The following is a 26,539-nucleotide window of genomic DNA, read 5'->3' as shown; positions in this document are numbered from 1 at the left end:
GATAAGGAAACAAGCATGTCACACGTCGCTCAACCTGCCATTCGTGGGCACTATTTTGTGCCTGCGGCGAGTCATTACTCCACCTTTTTGTCGGTGGGGATTTTTATGCTGGCGCTTGGTTTTATCTTCAGAATCAACGGCACGCCCCCAGGCATCTGGAGCATGTTGCTGGGCGCTGCACTCATTGTGTATGTCATCGTGGGATGGTTTGGTGAAATCATTGCCGAAAATTTGCGCGGTGCCTATTCGCTCTGGGAAGACCGTTCATACCGCATTGGCATGGTTTGGTTCATCTTTTCTGAGGTGATGTTTTTTGCATGCTTTTTTGGCGCGCTCTACTACATTCGACGTATTTCGTTGCCTGAAATGGCCGGGTTTGAAGAGTCTCTGTCTCCCTATGGCAAATTCACCAACGTGTGGCCCAGTTCAGGCCCCTTGGGTGACAGTTTTTCGCCCATGCATGCCTGGGGCATTCCAGCCATCAACACCATGTTGCTGTTAACTTCGGGTGCCACACTGACTTGGGCGCACTGGGGTTTGATCAAAGGTAAACGCAGTCAACTTAATTTAGGCTTGGCCTTGACCGTGGCTTTGGGGGCGACATTCATGGGATTTCAAATTTTTGAATACTCCCATGCTTATTCAGAAATGGGTTTGACCCTGGGAGCGGGTGTTTATGGTGCCACTTTTTACATCCTGACCGGCTTCCATGGCTTGCACGTCACCTTGGGTACCATCATGTTGATCGTGATGCTGGGGCGCGGCATGAAAGGCCATTTCTCAGAGCACAACCATTTCGCTTTCGAGGCAGTGGCCTGGTATTGGCACTTTGTGGACGTGGTTTGGTTAATTTTGTTTGTTTTCGTCTACATTCTTTGATGTGGCTTGGTCGGTTCAACTGACTTAGCTGTCGGTTGAGTTGTCAGTCACACCTTCACAAAAAAGCCACTGAACAGTCAGTGGCTTTGTGTTTTTTGGCGTGTGCTCTTAAAGAGCTGATTTTTCAAACCCGCCCAGGGATCAAGCCAAAATAAAAACTTGCAATCAAAGCCATAAACAGCGCAATGGACAAACTGATCCGCACCGTCAAGGCTTGCACCACCAATTTGCGTTTGTCCTCGTTATCTTTTTTAAACAACATGGCCAATGCGCTGAATAGGCTTGCAAGGATCAGTGCCAAGGTCGACAGAATTAAAATTTTTGCAAGCATGACGGTCTTTCATTGATGAGAGACCGCATTATGCTTATTTCTCCCACTTTCTTCAGTGCCATGCTTTTTCAACCTCGATTGATCCCAACACTAGCCATGCTGCTGGGTGTATCCCTTTTTGTTTACCTCGGTGCGTGGCAAGGGAGTAAGGGCGATCGTTTGGAACTTGAGTTGGCGCAGCGTGCCGAGCGTGGCAAGTTGGGGCCGGTATGGGTGACTGACAAGCTGCTTGATCCTCAGGCTGCGCAAGATGCACCTTTTGCTGTGGTGGGCACTTATGACGCACAGCATCAGGTGTTTTTGGATAACCGCCAAGAAAATGACCAGCCTGGTGTCCATGTCATCACACCTTTGAAGATAGAAGGCTCGGAAACCCGCATTTTGATCAACCGTGGTTGGGTCGGCTGGACTTTGGGGCGCTCGGTGCTTCCCGTTGTGGCTACCCCTTCGGGACGCGTTCACATTGTGGGGCTGGCCAGCACGCCGTCCACCAAGAAATTCTTTTTGATGCCAGACCACCCCGAGGCTTCTGCCAAGCTTTGGTCTAAGCTCGATATGGCGCGTTTTCAAAAGTTGACAGGCACACCGCTGCAGCCTGTGGTGTTGCTGCAAACGGGGGGTGATGCCCCTGATGCCTTGGTGCGCCACTGGCCGCCACCGGATGACCGTGTGGGCAAACACCGTGGCTATGCTTTTCAGTGGTATGGCATGGCCGTGGCATTGTTTTTGTTTTATGCGTTTGCCAGTTTTCGCAAAGGTCGATCCTTATGAGTGAACCGTCACAAGAGATGTTGGGTTTGGCGGTGCACTCGATGCCTACGCCGGGTGTCGCGGCAAGCTCGGCATTGACCGGACGACTGAAGTTGTTGGCCATTTTGGTGGCCTGTTCATTGCCTTTGCTGGTTGCTTATTTTGTCTTTTATGTAGTGCGCCCGCATGGTGAGGCCGCATTTGGTGAACTCATCACCCCCGTTCGCACCATGCCTGATGTGCAAGCCACAGACTTGCAAGGGCGCGCCATGCCGTTGTCTTCACTCAAGGCGCAGTGGTTGCTGGTAAAGGTGGATGCTGGCGCTTGCATGAATGACTGTCAAAAACAGCTGACGGTGTTGCGTCAGTTTCGCTTGATGCTGGGCAAAGACATGGAGCGGGTGGATTGGCTGTGGTTGATCAATGACCAAGCTGTGGTCGATGAGAAGCTTCAAACCTTGCTCCAACGTGACCAAGCCAAAATCTTGCGGGTTGATGCCAAGGTGTTGCAAGCCTGGCTGCCCACGCCACCCAGTCAAGTCCAGTCAGACTATTTTTATGTCGTCGACCCCATGGGCAACACCATGATGCGTTTCCCTGCGCAGCTTGACAGCGCTGCAGCAGCCAAGGCCAAGCGTGACATGGAGCACTTGCTGCGTGCCTCATTGGCCTGGGATGCCCCGGGGCGCTGACAGTGTTTGTTTTTACATCATGAACACTCAACCCCTTTACGACCTCACGCCGCTTGCCAGTTTGTTGCTGGTGGGGTTGGTTTTGGCTTTGGGACCCGTCATCTGGGTGTACCGACGCAGCCCGCACCAAGCGTCTACACAACGCATTCAAGCGCTGCGCATGCTCACACTTTTTTTAACCTTTGACCTGATTTTGTTCGGTGCATTCACCCGGTTGACTGACTCTGGCCTGGGCTGCCCAGATTGGCCTGGCTGCTATGGCAGCACCTCCCCCTGGGGTGCCAACCATGCCATTGCCACGGCTCAAGCAGCGTTGCCCACTGGGCCGGTCACACAAGCCAAAGCCTGGATCGAAATGCTTCACCGTTATTTGGCCACGGCCGTGGGCGGTTTGATTTTGATGTTGACCTTGTTTGGTTGGAAGGCCTGGCGTGACAGCCGCCGGGCTATGTCGTCTTGCCGCAGCACCGATGCCGCTGTACTTTTCTCCTCCGCGCTTTGGGCGACCTTCACCCTGGCATGGGTTTGCTTGCAAGGCGCTTTTGGTGCGCTGACGGTGACCATGAAGTTGTTCCCCGCCATTGTGACCCTGCATTTGGCTGGTGCTTTGGTGTTGTTCGCGCTGCTGGGAGTGCAAGTGGTGCGCGACTTGGGGTGGGCGGGTCGTTTGCCGCTCTCGCAGGGGCTGGCTCGTTGGCTGTGGGTGGCCGCCGTGCTGCTGGTGTTTCAGGTGCTGCTGGGGGGCTGGGTGAGCACCAATTACGCGGTGCTGGCATGCAGTGATTTCCCGCAATGTCAAAAACATTGGTGGCCTGACATGAATTTAACGCAGGGTTTTGAGTTGTGGCGGCATTTGGGCGTGACCGGCACTGGCGAGCCCATCAGTTTCGCCGCACTCACGGGCATCCATTACATGCACCGTTTGATGGCTTACCTGGTGTTGGGGGTGCTTGCTGCGCTGGCTTGGCAACTGAATCGCCAAGCGCCTTGGCGAAGCCACAGCCGCGTATTGGCTGCATTGGTGGGTTTGCAGTTTGCAACAGGGTTAAGCAATGTGGTGTTCGATTGGCCGTTGTTGGCTGCCCTGCTGCACACGGGGGGTGCGGCTGCGCTGGTTGTGACCTTGGTGGGCGTCATCGCCAGCAAAAAATCTGCTGTTGCAGTGCGACATGTTGAAACGATGCCCGCCTCACTCAAAGGAACGCTGTCGTGAGTCCTGTTGCTCCAACCAGCCCGGTCTGGTCAGTCTTGGCACAGTACTACGCGCTGACCAAGCCCCGCGTCATTCAATTGATTGTGTTTTGTGCCTTGATCGGCATGGTGCTGGCCGTGCCAGGGGTGCCTTCGTGGCATGAGGCAGGCAAAGCGGCCCTGGCCTGCTTGGGCATTTGGCTGGTGGCGGGCGCTGCAGCAGCATTCAATTGCATCATTGAAAAAAGTATTGACGCCAAAATGAAGCGTACCGCCTGGCGTCCTACTGCCAAAGGCCAGTTGGGAGACCGTCAAACGCTGCTGTTTTCTGCCACCTTGTGCGCGTTGGGTTCGGCGTTGTTGTACTTTCAAGTCAACCCTTTGACCATGTGGCTGACCTTTGCCACGTTCATTGGTTATGCCGTCATCTACACCGTGATCTTGAAACCCCTGACCCCGCAAAACATTGTGATTGGTGGCGCGTCAGGTGCCATGCCACCTGTGTTGGGGTGGGCGGCCATGGCTGGCCAGGTGGGGCCTGAGGCGTTGATTTTGTTTTTGATTATTTTCCTTTGGACCCCCCCGCATTTTTGGGCGTTGGCCATGTACCGGGTGGAAGACTATCGCAAGTCTGGCTTGCCGATGCTGCCGGTGACGCATGGCAACGCCTTCACCCGGTTGATGGTTTTGCTCTACACCTTCATTTTGTTGGCCGCTTGCATGTTGCCCTTCATTTACGGCATGAGTTCCTGGCTTTACTTGGGCGCTGCGTTGCTGCTTAACGCTGGGTTTGTGTTTTACGCCTTTGCTTTGTGGCGTGAATACTCTGACGCATTGGCGCGCAAAACCTTTCGTTTTTCGCTCATTCATTTGAGCTTGCTGTTTGCTGCTTTGTTGCTGGATCATTACCTCTGAGGCACGCCAGAATACGCTTCATTTCCGCGTATGATGACATTCATGAACAAAAGAAATGCTCTAAAAAAAATAGCTACTTGTGCACTGTTTATAAGCGCTACAGGTGTTTTTTATGGTTGTTCCCCAAATGCCCCCAAATTCACGGCGATAGACATCACCGGCGCTGACTATGCCAAAGACTTTGTCTTGACTGACCATAATGGCCAGACCCGCAGTCTGAAAGACTTTCAGGGCAAGGTGGTGATGATGTTCTTTGGCTACACCCAGTGCCCTGATGTGTGCCCCACCTCCATGGCCGAGATGACCGAGATTAAAAAATTGCTTGGCAAAGACGGTGATCGCATTCAGTGCTTGTTTGTGTCGGTTGACCCCGAACGCGATAAGCCCGACATGCTCAAGGCCTACATGGAAAACTTTGACCCCACTTTTTTGGCGCTCTACACCACGCCCGAGCAAACGGCACTCCTGGCCAAAGAGTACAAGGTGTATTACAAAAAGGTGGCGGGTCCCACCCCCACAAGCTACACCATTGACCACACAGCGGGTAGCTATGTGTATGACACCCAAGGCAAGCTCCGACTTTTCACCCGCTATGGCACCGCGCCTGCGCTCACCGTGGCAGACATCAAGCAATTGTTACCACCGCTTTGATCACCCCTGGCGCAGCCATTTGGCATTCTGTCATGAGGTAAAGTTACGCTGTTTCATCCACTCGTTCGGTTTTAAGCCGACTCATTTAAAGAAAAATACCATGCAAATCCAAGTCAATACCGATGACCATATCCAAGGTGGCGAATCTTTAGCCAAATGGATTCAAGACGAAGCTAGCACGCGTTTGTCGCGTTTTAAAGAAAACGTCACGCGCGTTGAAGTGTTTTTGTCTGACCTGGATGGCTCCAAATCAGGTGTCAATGACAAACGTTGCCGTGCTGAAGCCCGTGTCGCAGGTCGTCAACCCGTGACTGTCACCGCTGAAGCCGACAAAATGGCGGCCGCATTTGTGGCTGCTATTGATAAGCTTGAGCGTGCCCTTGACAACGACTTGGGTCGTGCCAAAGACCGCAACGCCCGTGACACCATTCGGGCAGTGCAAGAGTAATTTCAGCTCCAAAAAAAGGCCGCCAAGTTGAAACTGGCGGCCTTTTTTATGGTGCGCCCGGCAGGGCAGGCTTACTTTGATAGGGTTGAATCAGGCAAATTCCACCAGCGATTTCTTCATTTTCTTCATGGCTGCAACCTCAATTTGACGCACCCGCTCGGCGCTGATGCCATGCACTGCAGCCAAATCATGCAAGGTCATGCCACCAGAATTGTCGTCATTCACCTTCAGCCAGCGTTCTTCCACAATATGCCTGCTGCGCGCGTCAAGCGTGCTGAGTGCATGGGTCAAGCCGTCGCTGGCAAGGCCATCGCGGTGTTGCGCTTCCAGCATGGCCGTGGGCTCATGCGCGGCATCTGTCAAGTAAGCAATGGGGCCAAAAGCGTCTTCGCCGTCATCTGCTGAAGTGGGGTCCAGCACCACATCACCGCCAGACAGGCGCGCCTCCATCTCGATCACTTCCTCACGTTTGACGTTCAACTCAGTGGCCATGGCATCAATTTGATGCTCTGTCAGCGTGTCGCGGTAAGTGTCCAGGTCGGCCGCAGCGTCTTCGCTGCGAAAACGTTGTTTCATCGAGCGCAAGTTGAAAAACAGTTTGCGTTGCGCCTTGGTGGTGGCCATTTTGACCATGCGCCAGTTTTTGACAATGTATTCATGAATTTCCGCCTTGATCCAGTGCATGGCATAGCTGACCAAACGCACACCTTGATCCGGGTCAAAGCGCTTGACGGCTTTCATCAGTCCCACATTGCCTTCTTGAATCAAATCAGCATGCGGCAGCCCATAACCCAAATACTGCCTAGATACCGACACCACCAGCCGCAAATGCGACAAAACCAAGCGCCCTGCGGCTTCCACATCGTTGTCTTGGCGCAGTTTGCGTGCAGCAGATTGCTCTTCTTCCAGGGTCAGCATGGGCATGCGATTGACCGCAGCAATATAGGCCTCAAGGTGACCCAGTGCAGGCACCATAGACCAAGGGTTAGGCAGCGTCAGTGCCGAATCAGAAACACCAGACAAAGTCGTCATTTCAAACCTCCTTATGCTGAATCAGGGGTATGTTAGCACTCTGTATGAGTGAGTGCTAATTGAAAAGTTCAATCATCCCTGCTTGAACTTTTAGAACAGCTTGGAGAGGTTTTAAGTCACTGCAGACGCACTCATGCACAAGGCTTCAGGTCAAAGTGGCGCAGGCGCTGTGGGTTGGGGCGTTTCAGTGTGGTCACCCAGCGTGGCGGCTTCCAAAATAGGGTGGTCGATTTTGTGTAAAAACGATGGCACCACGCGCACCGATGCGTTCAGCAAAGCGGCAATGTCAGCATAGTCATCCGGCAATGCGGCATTGTCCCAGCCGTTGGCGCTGTGGCGCGCCACCCGCACACCCAGCACCACACATTTCACACTGCCTTGCTCCGCATGGCGTTCATCGCTGATATTGACCAGCAGTTCGGGCAAGTGCCAGAGTTTCATCAGCGCCTGGCGCAGGTCGCTGATTTCGACCCCCAACACCTCTTTTTGAACCACGTTGGAGCGCAAGGTGGCATCTGCGGCCTGGGCATCTCGGATTTTGACCATCAACGCGGGTGCATGCAGCCACAGCAGCATTTCAGCAAAATCGTGCAGAAAAGCCGCTTGGTGAATGATGGTGGCATCCGTATCGGCGCGGTGCACCGCAAAGCCAAGGGCAAATTGACCTGCCCGCTCGGCGCGCGTCAGCAACTGTTGCAGGCCTTGCCTGGCCTCTGGTTCATTGACCAACCATTCTTCAATGGTCGCCTGGGGACCAAAATGACGAAAAAAAGGCGAAATACCCATCAACACCAGCGATGTTGTGATGGACTCTGTTTCCGTGTTGCTGCCAGGGCGGCGCAGACTGGCCATGCGTGAGAGCAGTTTCAAAGTCATCAGGGGATCCACTTGAATGACTGAAGTGAGTTGATTGGCATCCACATCATCTTCATTGGCGCGCAGCGTTTCAAGCGCTTGTGCGGTGCTGGCCAAAATGGGGATGTCGGCGCTTAAAAAATAGTGTGTCCAAGCGCCAATGTGCGGCAGCGCCGCGGTCAAAAAATTCGGTGCGGGCAGGGGCGTTGCTGGCAGGGGGTTTGTCTCTTGGGTCATGTCAGGCTCCAGTCATTTGGCCGCGAGTATGGCGGCAAGGGCAAGTGGGGTCAAGTGACCCGCTTGGCGGCGCTTGCGCACCAGATAATCGGAGTAAGTTGTTTAACACAGCTCGCCTCAAAACTCTTCAGAAATACCCGCCATCATGTCGTCACACACCACGCCGTCATTCTCTAACCCCGCGCCACAGCTTGCTCGCCAAGAGCCACGCCTGACCAGCCTGTCACACGGAGGCGGCTGTGGCTGCAAGATTGCCCCAGGCGTGTTGACCAACATTCTCAAGGGCAGCACGGCCATGCCCATGCCCAAAGAGCTGCTGGTTGGCATTGAAACCTCTGACGACGCGGCGGTGTACCAGCTCAATGAGACGCAGGCGCTGATTGCCACCACCGATTTTTTCATGCCCATTGTGGATGACCCGTTTGACTTTGGCCGCATAGCTGCCACCAATGCCATCAGCGATGTGTACGCCATGGGCGGCACGCCCATCATGGCGCTGGCGCTGGTGGGCATGCCGATTGCGGTGCTGTCGGTGGAAACCATCGGCCAGATTCTGGCGGGTGGCGCCAGCGTGTGCCAGGCGGCCGGCATCCCTATTGCAGGGGGGCACACCATTGACTCGGTCGAGCCCATTTACGGGCTGGTGGCCATGGGCTTGATGCACCCGGCACGGGTCAAACGCAACGCCAGTGCCCGGGTCGGCGACCGGCTGATTTTGGGCAAACCGTTGGGCGTGGGCGTGATGTCGGCGGCGCTGAAAAAAGACAAGCTCGATGCCGCAGGCTATGCCCACATGCTGCAAGTCACCACCCAGCTCAATACCCCGGGACCGGTGCTGGCGGCGCTTGACGACGTGCACGCCATGACCGATGTCACTGGCTTTGCCCTGGCTGGACATGCGCTGGAAATGGCGCGTGGTGCGGGCTGCACGGTGCAACTGGATTGGGACCACGTGCCGTTGCTCGCTGGTGTGCGCACCCTGGCCGAGCAGGGTTGCACCACCGGTGCCTCCGGGCGCAACTGGGCTGCCTATGGGCACGAGGTGCACTTGCCAGACGGTTTTTCAGCGCTAGACCAAGCGCTGTTGACTGACCCCCAAACCAGCGGTGGCTTGCTGGTGAGCTGTGCGCCTGAGTCGGTACCAGAAGTGCTGGCTATTTTTGAACGCCTGGGCTTTCACGACGCGGCAGACATTGGCACCGTGGTTGAGCGTCAGCCTGGCATCAATTTGACAGTCTGCCAGAGCTGAATCTTAAGCATCTTTTAGTGCTCTAGCGCTTATAAATAAAGCGCTAGCAGCTATCAAATAAATGATTGAAACGGCCGCAAGCGGTTGCGAATTGGCTCGACGCCAAGGGCTGTTACAAGGCTTTCAGAATCAGCGCGCCACTGTACAAGTAGGGCAACAAGGGCATGTTGCCGGGCTCAGTGCCACCCCGGTTTTCCACGCTGATGGCCAGTTGCGTGACCTTGGCCAGGGTTTTTTCGGTCATGGGCAACTGCGCAGTGCGCAACTTGGGGGTCAGCACCCCCAACGACACGGGGCGAGCGGGGTCGGTGTTGTCCCACAACTGCATGCTGTCGTCAGGACCTTCCTTGATGTCTGTCAGGCGTTGCAGCATGACAAAACTGTCTTGCGGGTCAAACGTCACCAGCATGCCCGGTGCTTGCTTGGCATCCAGCAACACCGCCACGTATTTGGTTTGCGGCACATTTTTCAATTTGGCTTGCAAGTGGGTGATTTGGGCGTTGAACATTTCATACATGCCCACGCCAGTGGCTGCGCCCACGGCCACCACCACCAGCAAGCTGATGGCCAGCAGCCGCCAGCCAGTGGTGTAAGGGGGGATCACTTCGGGCGTTGGGGCGGTGGCTTCAGTCATAGGTCAATTTAAGTTCAGGTTATTTCATGGAAGAGACGTAGGTCACAACGGCCTCAATGTCGGCATCGGACATGTGGCGGGTGTTGTCGGCCATCAGCGGGTTGGTGCGGCCCCCTTTGGCATCACGGTAGTTTTTCAGGGTAGTGGTCAGGTACACGCTTTGTTGACCGGCAATGCGGGCAAAGGTGTTGTTGCCATGGCCGTCATTGGCGTGGCAGCGAAAGCACACTTTGTCGTAGTAGGCCTTGCCTTTGTCGGCCAGCGCGGCGTTTTTTGCCGGCGAGGTGATCACGGGTTGGGCGGCGTAAAACAGCACTGCGCCCACTTTTTCGTCAGCGCTCATGGCTTTGATCATGCCTTCCATGAACTCAAAACGGCGCTTGCCATCGGCAAACAAACGCATTTGATCGAGCAAGTAGGCTGGGTTTTGTCCGGCCAGGTTGGGAATGTCGGGTTTGGTGCTGTTGCCGCCGGCACCGTGGCAATTGGCGCAAACCGCTGCGGCACGGCGGCCTTTGCTCATCAGCTCAGTCGCCAAGCTGGCATCGGTCTGCGACTGTGCCAAGCGAGCGGTCAAATCCACCGGCGTTTTGCCGCTTTGCGCAAAAGCTGTGAAAGAGGTGAGGCAAAGCGCTGCAGCCAGGGTGTAAACAGAGGGGGTTGAGATCATCATGTGCTTTAAATCAGGGGCTGGGGTGAGGGGCTGAGGTCAAAACGATCAAGCCAAGCGTGCAAAGTGCTTGGCAATTTGAACATGCACTTGCGCCGGTGCCGTACCACCCAGCGTGTTGCGCGCGTTGAGCGAACCGCGCAAGCTTAACGCTTCATACACATCTTTTTCAATGCTGCCATTGAAGCCTTGCAACACAGTCAAGGGCAGTTCCGACAAGTCCACTTGGTGTGTGATGGCGGCTTTGACCGCATGCGCCACGGTTTCATGGGCATCGCGAAACGGCAGGCCTTTTTTCACCAGGTAGTCGGCCAAATCGGTGGCGGTGGCGTAGCCGCGCAGAGCGGCTTGCTCCATGGCAGCTGCATTGACACTGATGCCACCTTCTTTGCGCCCCGTGGCTGGGTCAAGCTGGCCGCCCAGCATTTCCGAGAAGATGCGCAGCGTGTCTTTGAGGGTGTCTACCGTGTCAAACAGCGGTTCTTTGTCTTCTTGGTTGTCTTTGTTGTAGGCCAGCGGTTGACCTTTCATGAGGGTGATCAAGCCCATCAAATGCCCCACCACACGCCCTGTTTTACCACGTGCGAGTTCGGGCACATCGGGGTTTTTTTTCTGCGGCATGATGGAACTGCCGGTGGTAAAGCGGTCTGCAATCTTGATGAAACCAAAGTTTTGGCTCATCCACAGCACCAGTTCCTCGCTCATGCGGCTGATGTGCACCATGCACAGGCTGGCAGCAGCGGTGAATTCGATGGCAAAGTCCCGGTCGCTGACGGCATCCAAGCTGTTTTGACAGACCTGTGGCAAGCCTTGCGCATTGACCATGCCCAGTGCGGTAGCTACCCGCTCGCGATCCAGCGGGTAGCTGGTGCCCGCCAAAGCCGCCGCACCCAGTGGTAGGCGGTTGACCCGGGCGCGAACCTCTTGCATGCGCTCGGTATCGCGGCTGAACATTTCCACATAAGCCAGCATGTGGTGGCCAAAGCTCACCGGCTGCGCCACCTGCAGATGGGTAAAGCCCGGCAAGATCACGTCGACATGGCGTTGTGCCACTTCCAGCAACGACTTTTGCAGATCCACCAGCAAAGCGCTGATCAAGTCAATTTCACTGCGTAGCCAAAGCCGCACGTCGGTGGCCACCTGGTCGTTGCGACTGCGCCCGGTGTGCAAGCGCTTGCCGGCATCGCCTATGAGTTGGGTTAAACGGGCTTCGATGTTCAGGTGCACGTCTTCCAGGTCAAGCTTCCAGTCAAACTGCCCCGCTTCGATTTCTTGGCTGATTTGCGCCATGCCGCGCTGGATGTCAGCCAGGTCTTGGGCGCTGATGATGTCTTGAGCGGCCAGCATGCTGGCGTGTGCCAGCGAGCCTGTGATGTCGGCTTGCCACAGGCGTTGGTCAAAAAACACGCTGGAGGTGTAGCGCTTGACCAGATCGCTCATGGGTTCAGAAAACAGTGCCGACCAGGCTTGGGATTTTTTGTCAAATTGGTTTTGGCTCATGGAGGCCTCTAAGTTGGACAGGACACAAGCCTGGTGAATCATCAATAATGATTGACCTTGACGCGCTTGGTGTGCGCCAGACAGATCAATGCAAGACAGCCAAATTTTATCGGTCTTCCAAAACCCCACCTTGCCACCACCGCTGCCACGCCCGCCGCCGGCTTTGCTGTTTGATGCGTGTCACGTGGGGGTGGTGCTGCGGGCATTGTTGTTTGTTGAATCCGTGATGGCGGTGGCGGCTCTGTTTGGTGCGGCATCGGTGTGGAACGCGCTGATGCGGGCGGCCTTGCTCACTGGCGGCGCCTTGCCCGCCACGCTGCTTTGGTTGCTGGTGGCTTGTAGCCTGAAAAAACTGCTGGCACGCTTACCCGAGCTGTGGCAGCAAGCCGCCGGTGTGGGCTTGGGCGCATTGGCTGGCTTGTATGGGTGTGGGGTGCTGGTTTGGGCCGGGGTGTTGACGACCGGAGCCTGGTGGGCCAGTGCCTGCGCCGGAGCATTGCTCTCGGGCGTGTTGGTCATGACTTTGGTGTGGCGGGTCAAAAGCCGCACCCCCGCCCACACGGCGGCGCGCCTGGCCGAACTGCAAGCCCGCATTCGCCCCCATTTTTTATTCAACACCCTCAACAGTGCCATTGCCCTGGTGCGCCAAGAGCCGCGCAAAGCCGAGCGCTTGCTGGAAGATTTGAGCGACCTGTTTCGCCATGCCTTGATCGAGCAGGGCGAAGCCGTGTCTTTGGCAGAAGAGATTGAACTGGCACAGCGTTATTTGGCCATCGAAGCCGTGCGTTTTGGCTCCCGGCTGCGCATTGACTGGGCGCTGGATGCGCAGGCCAATGCCGCTCGCTTGCCGCCCTTGCTGCTGCAACCTTTGGTTGAAAACGCCGTCAAGCATGGCGTGGAGCCCAGCGCCAGTGGTGCCGACATTCGCGTCAGCACCCAGCGCAAGGGCTCACGGGTGGTGATCAAAGTGACCAACACCGTGCCTGTGCCAGAGGCATCGCAGGGCAGTGGTTTGGCGCTGGCCAATGTGCGTGAGCGCTTGAGCTTGTTGCACGACGTGCAGGCACGCTTTCAAAGTGGCCTGAAAGACGGTGTGTTTCAGGTCAGAATTGAGTTGCCCCTATGAAAATCAGGAAAGCCGAGGAGGTGACATGAGCATCAAAGTGTTGCTGGTTGATGATGAAACCCTGGCCCGTGAGCGCTTGCGTTGCCTGCTGGCCGATTGCACCGAGCCTGCTGCCATCACAGTGGGCGAGGCGGCCAACGCGGTTCAAGCCGTGACGTTTTTGCAGCATCATGAGGCTGATGTGGTGCTGCTGGACATTCACATGCCAGGCATGGATGGGCTGGCTTTGGTTCACACTTTGCGTGCCTTGCCCAAACCGCCTGTGGTGGTGTTTGTCACGGCCTATGCAGAGCACGCCGTGCAGGCCTTTGAGCTCGAAGCACTGGACTACTTGACCAAGCCAGTACGGCTTGAGCGGCTCCAGGCAACACTTCAAAAAGTAGAGCGGCTTACGCAAGTAAATAAAGCTCTAGAGCCTGATTTAACTGATAATTATTTGGTGATTCAAGAGCGTGGCCGTACCGAGCGGGTGCCGCTAGAACAGGTGTTGTACTTAAAGGCCGAGCTGAAATACATCACCGTTCGCACCGCTGCACGCAGCTTCATTCTGGAGGGCGCCCTGGCTGAACTGGAGGCGCGTTATGCCAGCCGTTTCATGCGCATACACCGCAATGCGCTGGTGGCACGGCGCGCCGTGCGAGCCTTGGAAAAGCACCATGACCCGGAAGAGGGCGAGGGTTGGGCGGTGCGGCTTGATGGCATTGATGAAGTGCTGGTTGTCTCACGCCGCCAGCTGGCCGCGGTGCGCGGGTTGGTGCGTCGGCTGTAGTGCGACTTTGGGTGGGGCGGGCGCAGGATAATCTGCACACCTTTATTTTTCAGGTCGCCCATGTCCTCACTTTTGTCTGACCGCGCTGATTTTGTCGGCCGCCACGTGCATCAATTCAACAACGAGCCGGCCATTGAGCAAGCGCTGGTGCAGTCTTTTTTCAACAAAACTGACGGGTTTTATGTGGATGTGGGTGCCAACGACCCAGTGCTCGACTCCCAATCGCAGCATTTGGAAGCGTTGGGGTGGACCGGGCTGCTGGTCGAGCCAGACCCAGACTGTTGCGCCCTGTTGCGTCAGTCACGCCAGGGTGTGGTGGTGGAAATGGCCTGCTCCAGCCCGGAAAATGCGGGCAAACAGCTGCAGCTCAATCGCGCCGGCCCCCATTCCACGCTGGAAGACCAACCCATTGCCATTGGTGCGGTGGTGCGTGCCACGGTGTCGGTGCAGTGCGAAACCCTGGACACGATTTTGCGCACGCACCACGCACCCGTGGGTTTTGATCTGCTGTCGATTGACATTGAAGGCCATGAGCTGGTGGCGTTGTCAGGGTTTGACTTTGCCGCCTGGCGGCCACGTTTGGTGTTGATTGAAGACCACGTGACCCACCACAAAAAACACCAACTCATGACGCAAGCTGGTTACCAGCTGCTGCTGCGCACTGGCTTGAACAGCTGGTATGTGCCCGCCAGCACGGCGTACACGTTTTCATTCGCCGCCCGATTTGAGTTCTTCCGCAAGTATTACCTGGGTCTGCCCCTGCGCAAGTTGCGCTACGCGCGCTAATCAGCGCGCGGTCTGACCGGTTAGTTAACCCGTGTTGCGCAGCCCTGCCGCAATGCCGTTGATGGAAATGTGAATGCCGCGCTTGAGCCGGTCGTCGCTTTGGCCGGCTCTGAAACGGCGCACCAGTTCCACTTGCAAGTGGTGCAGCGGGTCAATGTAGGGAAAGCGGTGCCGGATGGAGCGTTGCAGCGCCGCGTTGTGGCTCAAACGCTCTTTGTCGCCGGTGATCAACTCCAGGGCTTGGGCGGTGAGGTGCCATTCGGCTTCAATGGCGCTGAAGATTTTTTTGCGCAGCCGTTTGTCTTCTACCAGCTCAGCGTAGCGCGAGGCCAGCGCCAGGTCGCCTTTGGCCATCACCATGTCCATGTTGGACAGCAACGAGCTGAAAAAAGGCCATTGTTTTTGCATCTGCTGCAGTAACGCCAGGCGTTGTTTTTTGAGCTTGGCGGATGCCGCTGGTGGGTTCAAAAACGCCTCTACCGCGCTGCCAAAGCCAAACCAACCCGGCAGCGTCAGACGGCACTGACCCCAGCTGAAGCCCCAGGGTATGGCGCGTAAGTCTTCAATTTTTTGCGTTGCTTTGCGCGATGCCGGGCGCGAGCCAATGTTGAGTTCGGCAATTTCACGGATTGGGGTGGCTTCAAAAAAATACTCGGTAAAACCGGCAGTTTCGTACACCAGCTTACGGTAGGCCGCCATGCTGGCCAACGACAATTCAGCAGCACTTTCCAAAAAGGCCGGTTGGGCAGACTCGGTGGGGTGCAGCAGCGTGGCCTCTAGCGTGGCGGCCACCAGGGTTTCCAGGTTGCGGCGGCCAATTTCAGGGTTGGCGTACTTGGAGCCAATCACTTCGCCTTGCTCGGTCAGGCGTATTTGCCCACGCACTGTGCCCGGGGGCTGCGCCAGAATGGCCTCAAAGCTGGGGCCGCCGCCACGCCCCACCGTGCCGCCACGGCCATGGAACATGCGGATTTGAATCGGATGGCCACCAGTGGTTTGGTTGATGCCGTCAAATTCATTGACCAGCGCTATTTCAGCTTGGTAGAGCTCCCAATTGCTGGTGAAAATGCCGCCGTCTTTGTTGCTGTCTGAGTAGCCCAGCATGATGTCTTGCTCGCCATACTGGTCAGCTGCGCCACGCTGCACCATGGCCAAAATGCCAGGAAGGGCGTAAAACTCACGCATGATCTGGCTTGCGTTGCGCAGGTCTTCGATGGTCTCAAACAGGGGTACCACGATCAGGTCGCAGCGCGCTTGCGCATCCAGCGTGCCATGCATCAATCCGACTTCTTTTTGCAGCAGCATCACCTCCAGCAAATCGCTCACGGTTTCGGTGTGGCTGATGATGTAGTGCCGAATGGCCTGGCTGCCAAAGCGCTTACGGGCATCTTTTGCCGCTTCAAACACCCCCAGCTCGCTGACTGCGTGGGCGCTGTAGCTGTGTCCCAGCACGCGCAGCGGGCGGGCATCGCACAGCAAGCGCTGCAGCAGCACGCACTTGGCGGCTTCATCCAGCGTGGTGTAGCTTGGGTGAAGTCGGGCGGTGGCCAGTAGCTCGGTCATGACGGCTTCATGTTGGTCTGAGCTTTGACGCAAATCGACCGTGGCCAAATGGAAACCAAACACTTCCACAGCGCGAATCAGGGGCTGCAAGCGCTGTGTCACCAGCGCGGCAGCGTGCTGCCCGAGCAAAGAAGCCTCAATCACGCGCAGGTCGTGCAGCAGTTCTTCAGGGGTGAGGTAAGGGTTTTGCGGTGGCACAGCGTGGCGGGCAGCATCGCCCCCGCTGAGCGCTTTCAAACTGGCCGCCAGCCGGGCATAGACACCAATCAGGGCGCGTCGGTAAGGCTCGTCTTTGCGGTGTTCGTTGTGGTCGGGCGACTGGCTGGCCAGGGCTTGCATTTCAGCGGGGAAGTCCATCAGCATGGCCGAGAGCGACAACTCGCCACCCAGGTAGTGCACTTCAGTGAGGTAATGGCGTAGCACCAGGTCGGCCTGGCGGCTGAGGGCGTGGGTCAGGGTTTGGGCGTTGACGTTGGGGTTGCCATCGCGGTCGCCGCCAATCCACTGCCCCATGCGTAAAAAGCTGTGCACCGGTTCGGTGCCCAGGGCTTGTTCCAAGTTGGCATAAAGCTTGGGTATTTCACGTAAAAAGGTGGATTCGTAATAGCTCAGCGCGTTTTCCACCTCATCGGCCACTGTCAGCTTGGAAAAGCGCAGCAAGCGGGTGTGCCACAGCTGCAGCACACGGGCGCGCAGTTGGGCTTCGTTGGCGGCAAGTTCACGCGGGGTCAACGCATCATGTGCCACGTGTTGGGCGCTGGCTTGCGCCAGGATGTCGTCGCGAGCTGTGAGCAGTTGGGCAATGGCGCGCTCGGCGTCCAGAATGCTTTTGCGCTGCACCTCGGTTGGGTGAGCCGTGAGCACGGGCGACACGTAACTGCGTGCCAACATGTCGCGTATGGCTTGGGGTGTGATGCCTTGGGCTTGCAGCTTGGCCAAGCTCATCTCGATGCTGCCCGGGCGGGTGCTGCCGGCGCGCTCGTGCACCGCACGACGGCGAATGTGGTGGCGGTCTTCGGCCAGGTTGGCCAAATGGCTGAAGTAGGTGAAGGCGCGCACCACGCTCACGGTTTGGTCGCTGCTGAGCGATTTCAGCAGCGTGTTGAGCGCTTTGTCGGCTGCGGTGTCGGCATGGCGGCGAAAGCTGACGGAGAGCTGGCGAATCTGTTCGATCAGCGCAAAGGCCGCGTCGCCCTCTTGTTCGCGAATCACATCGCCCAAGATGCGCCCAAGCAGTCGAATGTCTTCCACCAAAGGGCGTTCGGTTGGAGAAAAGGGGCTGGAAGTAGGCACGGGCGCACGTTGGGTCATGGCGGGTCTCGGTAGGGGGTAAGCTCAAAAGGTAAGCAAAAGCCATGCTAGCATTCCCCGCTCAAGATCAATTACCACAAAGTTACGGCTCCAGGCCTTGCGCGATGACCATCACCACCACCCCAACCAGCTCCTTCACCATTGCAACCCGCGAAAGCCGATTGGCTTTGTGGCAGGCGCAGCACGTTCAATCGTTGCTCACCAGCCAAGGGCACCAAGTCGCCCTGTTGGGCATGACCACCCTGGGCGATCAAATTTTGGATCGCGCCCTTAGCCAAGTGGGCGGCAAAGGCTTGTTTGTCAAAGAGCTGGAAGTGGCGCTGCACGAGCAGCGCGCGGATTTGGCGGTGCATTCACTCAAAGATGTGCCCATGGAGTTGCCTGAGGGCTTTAGCCTGGCTTGTGTGATGGTGCGGGAAGACCCGCGCGATGCCTTTGTTTCCAACCAATATGACAGCCTGGATGCCTTGCCACAAGGCGCGGTGGTGGGTACATCCAGCCTGCGCCGGGTGGCTTTGTTGCGCGCGTTGCGGCCAGATTTGAAGATTGAGCCCTTGCGTGGCAACCTTGACACCCGCCTGCGCAAGCTCGACGACGGCTTGTATGACGCCATTGTGCTGGCCGCTGCAGGGCTGAAGCGCTTGGGGCTGTCCGCCCGCATTCGGTCTGAGTTTGACCCCGCGGTGATGTTGCCTGCAGCCGGGCAGGGCGCTTTGGGCATTGAAGTGCGCACCAACCGCGCCGATGTGGTGCAGGCGCTTGCGCCTTTGGTGCATCACACCACCTGGCTGGCGGTGGCCGCCGAGCGTGCGGTCAGCCGTGCCATGGGGGGCAGTTGCTCCATGCCCTTGGCGGCTTATGCCACGTTGGCGCAAGACCAGCTCACCCTGGATGCCGCTTGGGGCGACACTGCGGGTGTTTTGCCACTGGTGCGGGTGCGGCTGTCTGGCCAGGTGACAGACTTGGACAGCGCTGCGGCCATAGGGGAACAAGCTGCGCAAGAGCTGCGCCGGTTGGTGCTGGCACAAGGCGGCAGTTTGGCGCATCTTGACCTGCCGGCGGCTTAAACCGCCTGACCCATGCGACTTTTGGTGACCCGGGTGCAGCCGCAGGCCGATGCCTGGGTGCGCCAGCTGTGTGCTGCAAAGCATGAGGCGCAGGCCTTGCCCCTGATTGAAGTGCACGCCTTGACCGATGTCAGTGCCGTGCAGGCTGCAGGTCGGCGTTGGTCTAGCTACCGCGCCGTGATGTTTGTCAGCCATCATGCAGTCAATTATTTTTTTAAAGAAAATCAGGTTCTAGCGCTTGATATAAAAGCACAATTAGCTATAAAAACAAGAGTATGGACAACTGGGCCTGGTACCACCAAAGCGCTGTTAGCGCAAGGTTTGCCCGCCAGCGTGCTGGACGCGCCCGATGAGCAGTCCGGGCAGTTTGACTCTGAAGCGCTGTGGCAGCGGGTGCAGAGCCAGGTGCAGCGGGACGACCTGGTGCTGATTGTGCGCGGTTTTAGTCAACCCTTGCCCGGGCTGGAAGACGCGCCTGCTGAGGCGGGCGTGGGGCGAGACTGGTTGGCACAGCGCTTGACTGAAGCGGGTGTGCAGGTTGATTTTGTGGTCAGCTACCAACGCGGTGCACCGGTGTGGGGGGATGAGCAACGCACGCAGGCGCAAACGGCAGCCGTGGACGGCACAGTGTGGCTGTTCAGCAGTGCCGAGGCGATTGGTTATTTGAATGAACTCCTGCCCCAGCAAGACTGGTCGCAAGCCGTTGCCGTTGCCACCCATCCACGCATTGCCCAGGCCGCAAGCAGCTTGGGTTTTGGCCAGGTGCGCCAAGCGCGCCCGGTGGTGGCGGATGTATTGGCCTCGATAGAATCCTTCAAATGAATTCTGCGCCTGCCCCAGACACCCTCCAACCCGCAGAGTCGCTAGATGTTGCGCCTGCGCGTCCCGCTCCCACTGTGGTTGAAGGCGTTGTGCACGCTGGGTCTTCACGTTGGTTGTTGCCGCTGCTGACGGGAGTCAGCGGGATCGCTTTGGTGAGCGTGGTGGTGTTGTGGCAAAAAGTCAGTGGCATGCAAGAAGCGCTGGCGCGCCAAAGCGCGCAAACGCAGGTGCAAGCGGTAGAAGCCAATGCCATGGCCAAACAGGCGGTTTCTTTGGCGCAAGAGTCTGCCGCCCGCGCTGCTGTGCTTGATGCCCGCTTGACTGAAGTGGCTTTGCAGCGCAGCCAGTTGGATGAATTGATGCAAAGCATGTCGCGCTCACGCGATGAAAATCTGGTGGTAGATATAGAAGCTGCTGTCCGTTTGGCACAACAACAAGCGCAGCTGACGGGCAGTGTGGAGCCTTTGCTGGCGGCGCTTAAAAGTGCTGAGCAGCGCATCATCCGGGCGGCTCAACCGCGCTTGACATTGCTGCAGCGCGCCGTAGCGCGTGACATTGACCGGGTCAAGGCCGCAGCCGTCAGCGACACCCCCATGCTGCTTATCAAGCTCGATGAATTGGTGCGTTTGGCCGATGAACTTCAGCCCGCCAATGCTCCCCTGCTTACAGGGCAACATGATAAAAATGTGGCGATCCCCCCCAAGGCTGCAGTAAGTTGGTGGCAAACCGGATTGGAGGTGTTTTTGGGGGAAGCCAAAAACCTCGTCAGGGTCAGCCAAATTCAGTCGCCAGAGGCGGCGTTGTTGTCACCAGGACAAGCCTTTTTCCTCAAAGAAAATTTCAAACTCAAGCTGCTCAATGCGCGTTTAGGCTTGCTGGCACGGCAAATTGAGTCAGCGCGTGCTGACTTGACCGATGCTGAGCGCATGTTGAAAAAATACTTTCAGGCCAATGCCCGCCCGACGCAAGCCAGCGCTGCTTTGCTGCAACAGGTGCAGGTGCAAATGCGTGCGTTGCAAATCCCAAGGGTTGACGAAACGCTGGCGGTTCTGGCCACTGCCGCGGCTGGGCGTTAACCATGCGGCTGGCATTGTGGTTTTTAGGTTTGTTTGGTGTGGCGGTGGCGCTGGCGCTGTTTGCCAGCCACAACACTGCCACCATCACGGTGTTTTGGCCACCGCACCGGGTCGATTTGTCGCTCAACATGGTGGTGCTGTTGTTGGGGCTGTTGTTTGTGCTGTTGCATTTGGCTTTGAAGGCACTGTCTGCTTTGTTTGATTTGCCCACGCAGGCGCGGTCTTGGCGTTTGCGGCATCAGGAGCGCATGATTTATGGCGCTTTGCTGGATGCCATCTTTCATTTTGTTGCTGGTCGATATTTGCGGGCACGAAAGGCCGCGCTGACATTGTTGGAACAAGAGGCCGCTTTGTCGCAAAGTGGTGAGGATTGGCCGCAAGCCACCCGCTTGCGCGTGATGGCCCACTTGCTGGCGGCAGAAAGTTCGCAAGCGCTGCAAGATCATCCGGCACGCGAGTCGCATTTTCAGCAAGCCATGCAGTTGTCACACCTGCGGCACAGTGGGGGCATACAAGAAGGCTTGTTGTTGCGAGCTGTGCGTTGGTCTTTGCAAGATTCAGATGCACATGCAGCACTGCGGTGGCTGGAGCTGTTGCCTTCAGGGGTGGCACGCCGCACAGTGGCGTTGCGCATGCGGCTGAAAGTGGCTCGGTTAGCTGGCAAACAAGCCTTGGCTTTGGAGACAGCGCGGTTGCTGGCCAAGCACAGGGCTTTTTCACCGGATTCTGCCAAGGGTTTGATTCGCTCGTTGGCACAAGACTGGCTCCTCAACACGTTTGATGTGTCGCAGCTCGAGCAGGTTTGGGCGCAGCTTGAAGCCCATGAAAAGTCCATGCCCGAGGTGGCTTGTGCCGGTGCTGGCCGAGCTTTGCGCTTGGGTGGATCCCCAGGCCTGGCGTTTGACTGGTTGTTGCCAGTGTGGGATCACTTGGTCAAAGCGCCGCAAGATTTTTCATCAGAGCAAAAAACGATGTTGGTGCGAGTCATGGAGAACGCTTTTTCAGCCAGCGAAGGTGTGGTGCAGTCGCCTTGGTTAGCGCGCGTTGAGCGTGCGCGCGAGACTTATCCTGGCGAAGTGGTGTTTCAGTATTTAGCCGGTGTGGCTTGTTTCCATGCCCAACTGTGGGGCAAAGCACACCAACTGCTCACCCAAGCCTTGCCACGATTGGAAGATGAAGGTCTACAAGCCAAAGTTTGGCAAATTTTGGCTGAACTGGCACAGCGCTTGGGCGATGAGCCCCAAGCTGCCGCGGCTTGGCGTGAGGCAGCACAGCTGAGGTTGCGTCGCAAGGGCTAGCGTAGTCTGAGGGATGCAGATCGGGCTGATGCAATTCAATTGAGCGCCAGCTATTTCGTGACGTGGCTGGGTTTCGCGTCTATCATTTACCCATGAGTACTTTCATTGAACACATTGTCAGGTTGACAGATCACCGGGACCGCGATTTGTTGGAGCTTACGCTGTCCAAAGCGTTGTTGGAGCTATTGCCGGTGAGCCGAATTGTGATTGCTCGGGTCATGCGCGAAGAAGGCGAGAGTCGCTGGCTTGAAGTGGCTCGGCTCGACGCCAAAGGCGGTGGTCGTGTCATCGACCCCACGCGCATTGATTTTTCTGCGTTGGTCAAATTTGACGATGCCCCGGATCGGGTCAAGTGCCTTGCGCTGCGTGACCGGGTTGAAATTGCCTGGGCTGGCGCTGAGGGGCCACGCATCACCCTGCTGCCCTTGTTCTCCCAACTCAGAGAAGAAGACCAGGGTGTGTTAGAGCTGCATTCCGAAGCGCCCTTGAATGAAGCGCATTTGTTGGTGATAGACAGCATGTGCCGCATTTACCGCAACATGTACAGCTTGCTGGAGTTCAGTGACCGAGATGCCCTCACGGGTCTGTTAAACCGCAAATCGCTTGACGATGCTTTTTACAGTGCGGTGCTCGAAGACATGAATGAATTGCCTGGCACTCGTACCAGTGAAAATTTGACCCACCAAGAGCGCAGACACCATGTGCCTGCAAATTATTGGCTGGGCTCAGTCAAGATTGACAATTTCAGTTTGATTGCCGAGCAACACGGTCGGGCAGCTTCAGACGAGATTTTGTCGCGGGTGGCGCGCATCTTTAGCAATACGTTTCGTACATATGACCGGCTTTATCGGCTCTCAGATGACCACTTTGGGGTGCTGTTGCATTGCCCTGATGAGGCTTTGGTGCTGGGTGCTTTTGAGCGCTTCAAATCGAACGTCGAAAAATACACCTTCACCCAAGTGGGTCGGGTCACGGTGAGTTGTGGTTTCACCAATGTGTTGGCCGATGACTCGCCCCGCAGTGCACTTGATAAAACCGTCAAGGCGGTGGACTTTGCCAAACGCAGTGGGGGCAATAAAGCTTGCAGTTATCCTGGCTTGGCTCAACGAGGATTTTTTGGGGTGCCTGAGCCCACTCAGGAGGTGAAAGTGGTTTGAGAGAGGCAGAAATCGCAAATGGCTCGTTGGCACTTGCTTGCCACGACCGGTACTTTTGCTAAGCTGTGAGGCTTCACCAAAACAAAAAAGGGCACCTTGAGTGCCCTTTGTCATTTTGCATAAGCTCAGGCTTGAGGGGTTTTCTCAAACGGCAAGGTGATCTTTTGCAAGTCCAGCTTGGTCTCCACCAAAATCAAAGGTTGCGAGTCAAGTTTCACCGTTGCTGGGCGTTCACGTGGCACACGCACTGGTTTGACTTCAGCTGCGATGGCCACTTGTGCGGCTGTAATTTTGGCAGGGTCTGAGTTCACCCAATTCAAACCAGACTGCTGCGCCAAGGCTGCCAAATCTGCCAAAGGCAATTCGTAGGCCGCCACTTTAGGGATGGCGATTGGCACTTCGACCATCACTTTTGCAGCCACTGGCGCTGGCGTGGAAGAGGTGGTTGTGTTGGCGGGCACAGGACTCGCTTCAACTGGCTGGCTTGTTTCTACGCTTGAGGGTTGGAGAGGTATTGTGGGTTCACTTTCTTGCACCAGCGTTTCAGCGGGTGTTTCCGCAGCAACCGTGCTCACCTCATTGGGGGATGTGACATCCGTCTCAGCCACAGGTGCAGAGGTCGTGAAATACGACTTTCTGGGGGCTTCTTCAGCGCTAGCAGCTTGTTCAGGTGCCATCAGCTCAGTGGCATTGCCAGCATCTGCGCGCTCGGCGCGTTCGCCACGTGGTCTGCGTTCGCGTCCGTAGCGGTCACGCGAGCGTTTCTCGCGTGGTGCCGCAGCGGTATCTGGTGCTGTGGGTGCCTCGGCACCTTCCAGGTTGGCTAAAACGACATCGGTTGTGCCCTGCTCAGGTTGGTTTTCGACGACATGTGCGGTGGCATCATTCTCAGCACGGGGTTGACGTGGTCGACGTTCACCCCGTTCCGGGCGGTTGCCGCGCTCAGTTCTATCAGGGTTTCGAGGGGCACGCTCGGTGCGCGTTTCATTACGCACATTGCCAGCCATGGCCAAAGCATCAGGGGCTGTGCTTTGCATGTTCTCTGCCACCAGGCTGTCTGTTTGAGCCTCGGCACGTTCGCGAGAGCCACGCTCAGTGCGTTCACCCCGGTTGCGTCCATTGCGAGGTTCGTTGCGTCCCTCTGGACGACCCTCGGCGCGTGGTCCACGGCCTTCTTGGCGTGGTGCGCGCTCAGAGCGACCTTCACCCCGGCGTGAACCATCCCGAGGCGGCCTGCCTTCGCGGTTGTTGCGTTTTTCTTCGCCTTGTGGTGCAGCGGGTGCCACCGCAGGGGTGGGTTCAGGGGCAACTGCTGGCGCGGGTGAAAAGATGTTTTTCAGCCAGCCAAAAAAGCCCTTTTCAACCACGGCTGGCGTGGCCACGGCCGGGCTTGTCGGCACGGCAGCTGCAGCCACCGGAGCCGCTTCGGGTTTGGCAATCACCACCGGTGCGGGCGCATCAGGCAAGACGCCTTTGATGATGGGCGTTTGACGGTTGGTTGGCTCCTGGGATCGGCGTGTGACTGCCGTTGCTTCTTCAATCTCGTCAGCCATTTTGTAGCTGGCTTCGATGTTGTCCAGGCGAGGGTCATCGTGTTTCAGGCGTTCCAGCCGGTAGTTGGGCGTTTCCAGCGACTTGTTGGGCACCATGATCACGTTGATGCGCTGTTTGAGCTCAATCTTGGCGATTTCGGTGCGTTTTTCGTTCAGCAGGAACGACGCCACTTCAACCGGTACCTGGCACAGCACAGAGGCGGTGCTGTCCTTGAGGGACTCTTCCTGAATGATGCGCAAAATCTGCAGCGCGCTGGATTCGGTGTCGCGGATGTGGCCGGAACCACCGCAACGCGGGCAGGGGATGGACGCACCTTCAGAGAGCGCTGGGCGCAGCCGTTGGCGGCTCATTTCCATCAGGCCAAATTTGCTGATGGTGCCAAACTGCACGCGGGCACGGTCTTGGCGCAAGGCATCGCGCAAGCGGTTTTCAACATCGCGGCGGTTGCGGCTTTCTTCCATGTCAATGAAGTCGATGACGATCAGGCCACCCAAGTCACGTAAGCGGGCCTGGCGTGCCACTTCGTCAGCCGCTTCCAGGTTGGTGCGGGTGGCGGTTTCTTCAATGTCACCGCCCTTGATGGCGCGCGCCGAGTTCACGTCTACGCTCACCAGTGCTTCGGTGTGGTCGATCACGATGGCGCCACCACTTGGCAACTGCACTGTGCGGGCATAGGCGGATTCGATTTGATGCTCAATCTGGAAGCGCGAAAACAGTGGTGCATCGTCGCGGTAGCGTTTGACGCGGGCGGCGTGTTCAGGCATCACATGCGCCATGAATTGCTGCGCTTGCTCGTACACATCGTCGGTGTCGATCAGGATGTCGCCAATGTCATGGTTGAAGTAGTCGCGAATCGCGCGAATCACCAGCGATGACTCTTGGTAAATCAGGAAGGCACCTTTGCCACCCTTGGCGGCACCGTCAATGGCCGTCCACAGCTTGAGCAGGTAGTTCAAGTCCCATTGCAACTCAGGTGCGGCGCGGCCAATGCCGGCCGTGCGCGCAATGATGCTCATGCCGTTGGGGTATTCCAACTGGTCCATGTTTTCTTTGAGCTCGGCGCGGTCTTCGCCTTCAATGCGGCGCGACACGCCTCCGCCGCGCGGGTTGTTGGGCATCAGTACCACATAGCGGCCAGCCAGCGAGACGAAGGTGGTCAGGGCTGCGCCCTTGTTGCCACGTTCTTCTTTTTCAACTTGAACCAGCAGTTCCTGGCCTTCCTTGATGGCATCCTGAATGCGCGCCTGGCTTACCGCGACGCCGGGTTGGAAGTACTGGCGCGAGATTTCCTTGAACGGCAAAAAGCCGTGGCGCTCTTCGCCGTAATCCACAAAGCAGGCTTCTAACGATGGCTCGACGCGGGTCACGACGGCTTTGTAAATGTTGCCCTTGCGCTGTTCGCGCCCTTCAATTTCAATTTCGTAGTCGAGCAGTTTTTGTCCGTCGACGATGGCGAGGCGGCGTTCTTCAGCCTGCGTCGCATTGATCAGCATCCGTTTCATGGGTAGCGTTCCTTCAATTCAAATATCAACCATAAGCCCGTGCAGGGCAGCATTGACACACAAACTGACGCCTTGAAACAAGGAGGAAAAGCCGGAGAACCCATACTCACACAGTGAGTTTAGGCATAGGCACGTGGAGGGCAGCGATGGGGTTTGGGGGAGAGTTGGCTATTGATCTAATAGCGTTCTGCGCCCGTTTGACGGGCACAAATGGCTGATGAATGCCAAACAACAGCACGTTTTCGCGCTGCAGGCATTGGGTCATCAGGGTCATCAGGGCAAACATTTCGCTTCATTCCATTCACAGCCATGGGCTGTGAATTTTGGGTATTCCGATTCTGGGTTTCAAGATGCCGTTTAAACCTGAGGCTTTTGCAACCACGATCAACAGAGGGTCAATCGTTTGCGACACAAGCGACAGGCGGTATCGACTTTGCTGGCGAGAAAAATGGTGTGTGGACTAAACTTCACTTA

The 26,539-nt window shown here is 56.9% G+C and carries 24 protein-coding genes; 16 read left to right on the top strand and 8 right to left on the bottom strand.

The genetic code is table 11. The features are described from left to right. The first annotated feature begins 15 nt into the window (after positions 1-15). The gene (locus tag PHT20_RS01485) at positions 16-879 is read left to right on the top strand and encodes a cytochrome c oxidase subunit 3 (protein ID WP_301019116.1); all 864 of its coding nucleotides are present in this window, start codon (positions 16-18) and stop codon (positions 877-879) included. Between the two features lie 124 nt (positions 880-1,003). On the opposite strand, the gene PHT20_RS01480 is transcribed toward PHT20_RS01485, so the two are convergent. After that, positions 1,004-1,210, bottom strand: coding sequence for a DUF2909 domain-containing protein (locus PHT20_RS01480; protein ID WP_300084759.1), 207 nt, complete (start codon positions 1,208-1,210; stop codon positions 1,004-1,006). Between the two features lie 60 nt (positions 1,211-1,270). Here PHT20_RS01480 and PHT20_RS01475 point away from each other — a divergent pair, with 60 nt between their 5' ends. From PHT20_RS01475 to PHT20_RS01450, 6 genes are all read left to right on the top strand, one after another. Beyond that, on the top strand, positions 1,271-1,981 hold the full coding sequence (locus tag PHT20_RS01475; protein ID WP_301019115.1) for an SURF1 family protein: 711 nt from the start codon (positions 1,271-1,273) through the stop codon (positions 1,979-1,981). Then, positions 1,978-2,652 carry a hypothetical protein gene (locus PHT20_RS01470; RefSeq protein ID WP_301019114.1) on the top strand — a complete coding sequence of 225 codons (675 nt, stop codon included), beginning with the start codon at positions 1,978-1,980 and terminating at the stop codon, positions 2,650-2,652. Before PHT20_RS01475 ends, PHT20_RS01470 begins: the two co-directional genes overlap by 4 nt. A gap of 19 nt (positions 2,653-2,671) precedes the next feature. Continuing rightward, positions 2,672-3,865, top strand: coding sequence for a COX15/CtaA family protein (locus PHT20_RS01465; protein ID WP_301019113.1), 1,194 nt, complete (start codon positions 2,672-2,674; stop codon positions 3,863-3,865). Then, a complete protein-coding gene (cyoE, locus tag PHT20_RS01460) occupies positions 3,862-4,758 on the top strand; it encodes a heme o synthase (protein ID WP_301019112.1) in 897 nt (298 codons plus the stop codon). Before PHT20_RS01465 ends, cyoE begins: the two co-directional genes overlap by 4 nt. 42 nt (positions 4,759-4,800) lie before the next feature. After that, positions 4,801-5,409: an SCO family protein gene (locus PHT20_RS01455; protein ID WP_300084764.1), complete on the top strand. Its 609-nt coding sequence runs from the start codon at positions 4,801-4,803 to the stop codon at positions 5,407-5,409. A 100-nt stretch (positions 5,410-5,509) separates the two neighbouring features. After that, positions 5,510-5,857: an HPF/RaiA family ribosome-associated protein gene (locus PHT20_RS01450; protein ID WP_301019111.1), complete on the top strand. Its 348-nt coding sequence runs from the start codon at positions 5,510-5,512 to the stop codon at positions 5,855-5,857. Between the two features lie 90 nt (positions 5,858-5,947). Here PHT20_RS01450 and rpoH read toward each other — a convergent pair whose 3' ends face one another. Both rpoH and PHT20_RS01440 read right to left on the bottom strand, forming a co-directional pair. Then, positions 5,948-6,889 (bottom strand): RNA polymerase sigma factor RpoH, encoded by a 942-nt coding sequence (gene rpoH, locus PHT20_RS01445; protein WP_301019110.1) that lies wholly within the window; start codon positions 6,887-6,889, stop codon positions 5,948-5,950. 150 nt (positions 6,890-7,039) lie between these two features. Next, positions 7,040-7,981, bottom strand: a complete 942-nt coding sequence (locus PHT20_RS01440) for an HDOD domain-containing protein (protein WP_301019109.1) — start codon at positions 7,979-7,981, stop codon at positions 7,040-7,042. Between the two features lie 145 nt (positions 7,982-8,126). On the opposite strand from PHT20_RS01440, the gene selD reads away from it, so the two are divergent. Next, on the top strand, positions 8,127-9,230 hold the full coding sequence (selD, locus tag PHT20_RS01435) for a selenide, water dikinase SelD (protein WP_301019108.1): 1,104 nt from the start codon (positions 8,127-8,129) through the stop codon (positions 9,228-9,230). A gap of 112 nt (positions 9,231-9,342) precedes the next feature. On the opposite strand, the gene PHT20_RS01430 is transcribed toward selD, so the two are convergent. Genes PHT20_RS01430 through argH form a run of 3 tightly spaced genes read right to left on the bottom strand, consistent with a single transcriptional unit; the run spans position 9,343 to position 12,034 of the window. Beyond that, positions 9,343-9,864 (bottom strand): anti-sigma factor, encoded by a 522-nt coding sequence (locus PHT20_RS01430; protein WP_301019107.1) that lies wholly within the window; start codon positions 9,862-9,864, stop codon positions 9,343-9,345. Between the two features lie 19 nt (positions 9,865-9,883). Continuing rightward, entirely contained in the window at positions 9,884-10,534 is a 651-nt protein-coding gene (locus PHT20_RS01425) for a c-type cytochrome (RefSeq protein ID WP_301019106.1), read from the bottom strand. Positions 10,535-10,582: 48 nt separating this feature from the next. Continuing rightward, on the bottom strand, positions 10,583-12,034 hold the full coding sequence (gene argH / locus PHT20_RS01420; RefSeq protein WP_301019105.1) for an argininosuccinate lyase: 1,452 nt from the start codon (positions 12,032-12,034) through the stop codon (positions 10,583-10,585). 88 nt (positions 12,035-12,122) lie between these two features. Here argH and PHT20_RS01415 point away from each other — a divergent pair, with 88 nt between their 5' ends. The 3 genes from PHT20_RS01415 to PHT20_RS01405 are packed head-to-tail and all read left to right on the top strand — an operon-like array spanning position 12,123 to position 14,715. Then, a complete protein-coding gene (locus tag PHT20_RS01415) occupies positions 12,123-13,160 on the top strand; it encodes a sensor histidine kinase (RefSeq protein WP_301019104.1) in 1,038 nt (345 codons plus the stop codon). A gap of 25 nt (positions 13,161-13,185) precedes the next feature. Continuing rightward, on the top strand, positions 13,186-13,929 hold the full coding sequence (locus tag PHT20_RS01410) for a LytTR family DNA-binding domain-containing protein (protein WP_301019103.1): 744 nt from the start codon (positions 13,186-13,188) through the stop codon (positions 13,927-13,929). Between the two features lie 60 nt (positions 13,930-13,989). After that, positions 13,990-14,715: an FkbM family methyltransferase gene (locus PHT20_RS01405; protein WP_301019102.1), complete on the top strand. Its 726-nt coding sequence runs from the start codon at positions 13,990-13,992 to the stop codon at positions 14,713-14,715. A 24-nt stretch (positions 14,716-14,739) separates the two neighbouring features. Here PHT20_RS01405 and ppc read toward each other — a convergent pair whose 3' ends face one another. Continuing rightward, positions 14,740-17,589, bottom strand: a complete 2,850-nt coding sequence (ppc, locus tag PHT20_RS01400; RefSeq protein WP_301019101.1) for a phosphoenolpyruvate carboxylase — start codon at positions 17,587-17,589, stop codon at positions 14,740-14,742. A gap of 104 nt (positions 17,590-17,693) precedes the next feature. On the opposite strand from ppc, the gene hemC reads away from it, so the two are divergent. The 5 genes from hemC to PHT20_RS01375 all read left to right on the top strand — a co-directional run bounded on the left by hemC (position 17,694) and on the right by PHT20_RS01375 (position 23,009). Then, the gene (hemC, locus tag PHT20_RS01395; protein ID WP_301019100.1) at positions 17,694-18,656 is read left to right on the top strand and encodes a hydroxymethylbilane synthase; all 963 of its coding nucleotides are present in this window, start codon (positions 17,694-17,696) and stop codon (positions 18,654-18,656) included. Positions 18,657-18,668: 12 nt separating this feature from the next. Next, positions 18,669-19,478, top strand: a complete 810-nt coding sequence (locus tag PHT20_RS01390; protein WP_301019099.1) for a uroporphyrinogen-III synthase — start codon at positions 18,669-18,671, stop codon at positions 19,476-19,478. Continuing rightward, on the top strand, positions 19,475-20,554 hold the full coding sequence (locus PHT20_RS01385) for a uroporphyrinogen-III C-methyltransferase (protein WP_301019098.1): 1,080 nt from the start codon (positions 19,475-19,477) through the stop codon (positions 20,552-20,554). Before PHT20_RS01390 ends, PHT20_RS01385 begins: the two co-directional genes overlap by 4 nt. 2 nt (positions 20,555-20,556) lie before the next feature. Beyond that, positions 20,557-21,852, top strand: a complete 1,296-nt coding sequence (locus PHT20_RS01380; RefSeq protein WP_301019097.1) for a heme biosynthesis HemY N-terminal domain-containing protein — start codon at positions 20,557-20,559, stop codon at positions 21,850-21,852. A gap of 92 nt (positions 21,853-21,944) precedes the next feature. Next, complete coding sequence (locus PHT20_RS01375) at positions 21,945-23,009, top strand: GGDEF domain-containing protein (protein ID WP_301019096.1); 1,065 nt, start codon at positions 21,945-21,947, stop codon at positions 23,007-23,009. A 125-nt stretch (positions 23,010-23,134) separates the two neighbouring features. Here the strand turns inward: PHT20_RS01375 and PHT20_RS01370 are convergent, their stop codons facing one another. Continuing rightward, positions 23,135-26,065, bottom strand: coding sequence for an Rne/Rng family ribonuclease (locus tag PHT20_RS01370; RefSeq protein WP_301019095.1), 2,931 nt, complete (start codon positions 26,063-26,065; stop codon positions 23,135-23,137). Positions 26,066-26,539 lie beyond the last annotated feature (474 nt).

Origin of the sequence: Rhodoferax sp. (assembly GCF_028715765.1) — a bacterium.
Taxonomy (GTDB): domain Bacteria; phylum Pseudomonadota; class Gammaproteobacteria; order Burkholderiales; family Burkholderiaceae_C; genus Rhodoferax.
Note: the sequence above shows the minus strand (reverse complement) of the source record. Positions and strands in the feature narration are given on the sequence as shown.

Bases quoted from the DNA above. Each gene is read 5' to 3' on its own strand.
- PHT20_RS01485 (WP_301019116.1), top strand. From the start codon at position 16: ATGTCACACGTCGCTCAACCTGCCATTCGTGGGCACTATTTTGTGCCT.
- PHT20_RS01480 (WP_300084759.1), bottom strand. From the start codon at position 1,210: ATGCTTGCAAAAATTTTAATTCTGTCGACCTTGGCACTGATCCTTGCA.
- PHT20_RS01475 (WP_301019115.1), top strand. From the start codon at position 1,271: ATGCTTTTTCAACCTCGATTGATCCCAACACTAGCCATGCTGCTGGGT.
- PHT20_RS01470 (WP_301019114.1), top strand. From the start codon at position 1,978: ATGAGTGAACCGTCACAAGAGATGTTGGGTTTGGCGGTGCACTCGATG.
- PHT20_RS01465 (WP_301019113.1), top strand. From the start codon at position 2,672: ATGAACACTCAACCCCTTTACGACCTCACGCCGCTTGCCAGTTTGTTG.
- PHT20_RS01455 (WP_300084764.1), top strand. From the start codon at position 4,801: ATGAACAAAAGAAATGCTCTAAAAAAAATAGCTACTTGTGCACTGTTT.
- PHT20_RS01450 (WP_301019111.1), top strand. From the start codon at position 5,510: ATGCAAATCCAAGTCAATACCGATGACCATATCCAAGGTGGCGAATCT.
- rpoH (WP_301019110.1), bottom strand. From the start codon at position 6,889: ATGACGACTTTGTCTGGTGTTTCTGATTCGGCACTGACGCTGCCTAAC.
- PHT20_RS01440 (WP_301019109.1), bottom strand. From the start codon at position 7,981: ATGACCCAAGAGACAAACCCCCTGCCAGCAACGCCCCTGCCCGCACCG.
- selD (WP_301019108.1), top strand. From the start codon at position 8,127: ATGTCGTCACACACCACGCCGTCATTCTCTAACCCCGCGCCACAGCTT.
- PHT20_RS01430 (WP_301019107.1), bottom strand. From the start codon at position 9,864: ATGACTGAAGCCACCGCCCCAACGCCCGAAGTGATCCCCCCTTACACC.
- PHT20_RS01425 (WP_301019106.1), bottom strand. From the start codon at position 10,534: ATGATCTCAACCCCCTCTGTTTACACCCTGGCTGCAGCGCTTTGCCTC.
- argH (WP_301019105.1), bottom strand. From the start codon at position 12,034: ATGAGCCAAAACCAATTTGACAAAAAATCCCAAGCCTGGTCGGCACTG.
- PHT20_RS01415 (WP_301019104.1), top strand. From the start codon at position 12,123: ATGCAAGACAGCCAAATTTTATCGGTCTTCCAAAACCCCACCTTGCCA.
- PHT20_RS01410 (WP_301019103.1), top strand. From the start codon at position 13,186: ATGAGCATCAAAGTGTTGCTGGTTGATGATGAAACCCTGGCCCGTGAG.
- PHT20_RS01405 (WP_301019102.1), top strand. From the start codon at position 13,990: ATGTCCTCACTTTTGTCTGACCGCGCTGATTTTGTCGGCCGCCACGTG.
- ppc (WP_301019101.1), bottom strand. From the start codon at position 17,589: ATGACCCAACGTGCGCCCGTGCCTACTTCCAGCCCCTTTTCTCCAACC.
- hemC (WP_301019100.1), top strand. From the start codon at position 17,694: ATGACCATCACCACCACCCCAACCAGCTCCTTCACCATTGCAACCCGC.
- PHT20_RS01390 (WP_301019099.1), top strand. From the start codon at position 18,669: ATGCGACTTTTGGTGACCCGGGTGCAGCCGCAGGCCGATGCCTGGGTG.
- PHT20_RS01385 (WP_301019098.1), top strand. From the start codon at position 19,475: ATGAATTCTGCGCCTGCCCCAGACACCCTCCAACCCGCAGAGTCGCTA.
- PHT20_RS01380 (WP_301019097.1), top strand. From the start codon at position 20,557: ATGCGGCTGGCATTGTGGTTTTTAGGTTTGTTTGGTGTGGCGGTGGCG.
- PHT20_RS01375 (WP_301019096.1), top strand. From the start codon at position 21,945: ATGAGTACTTTCATTGAACACATTGTCAGGTTGACAGATCACCGGGAC.
- PHT20_RS01370 (WP_301019095.1), bottom strand. From the start codon at position 26,065: ATGAAACGGATGCTGATCAATGCGACGCAGGCTGAAGAACGCCGCCTC.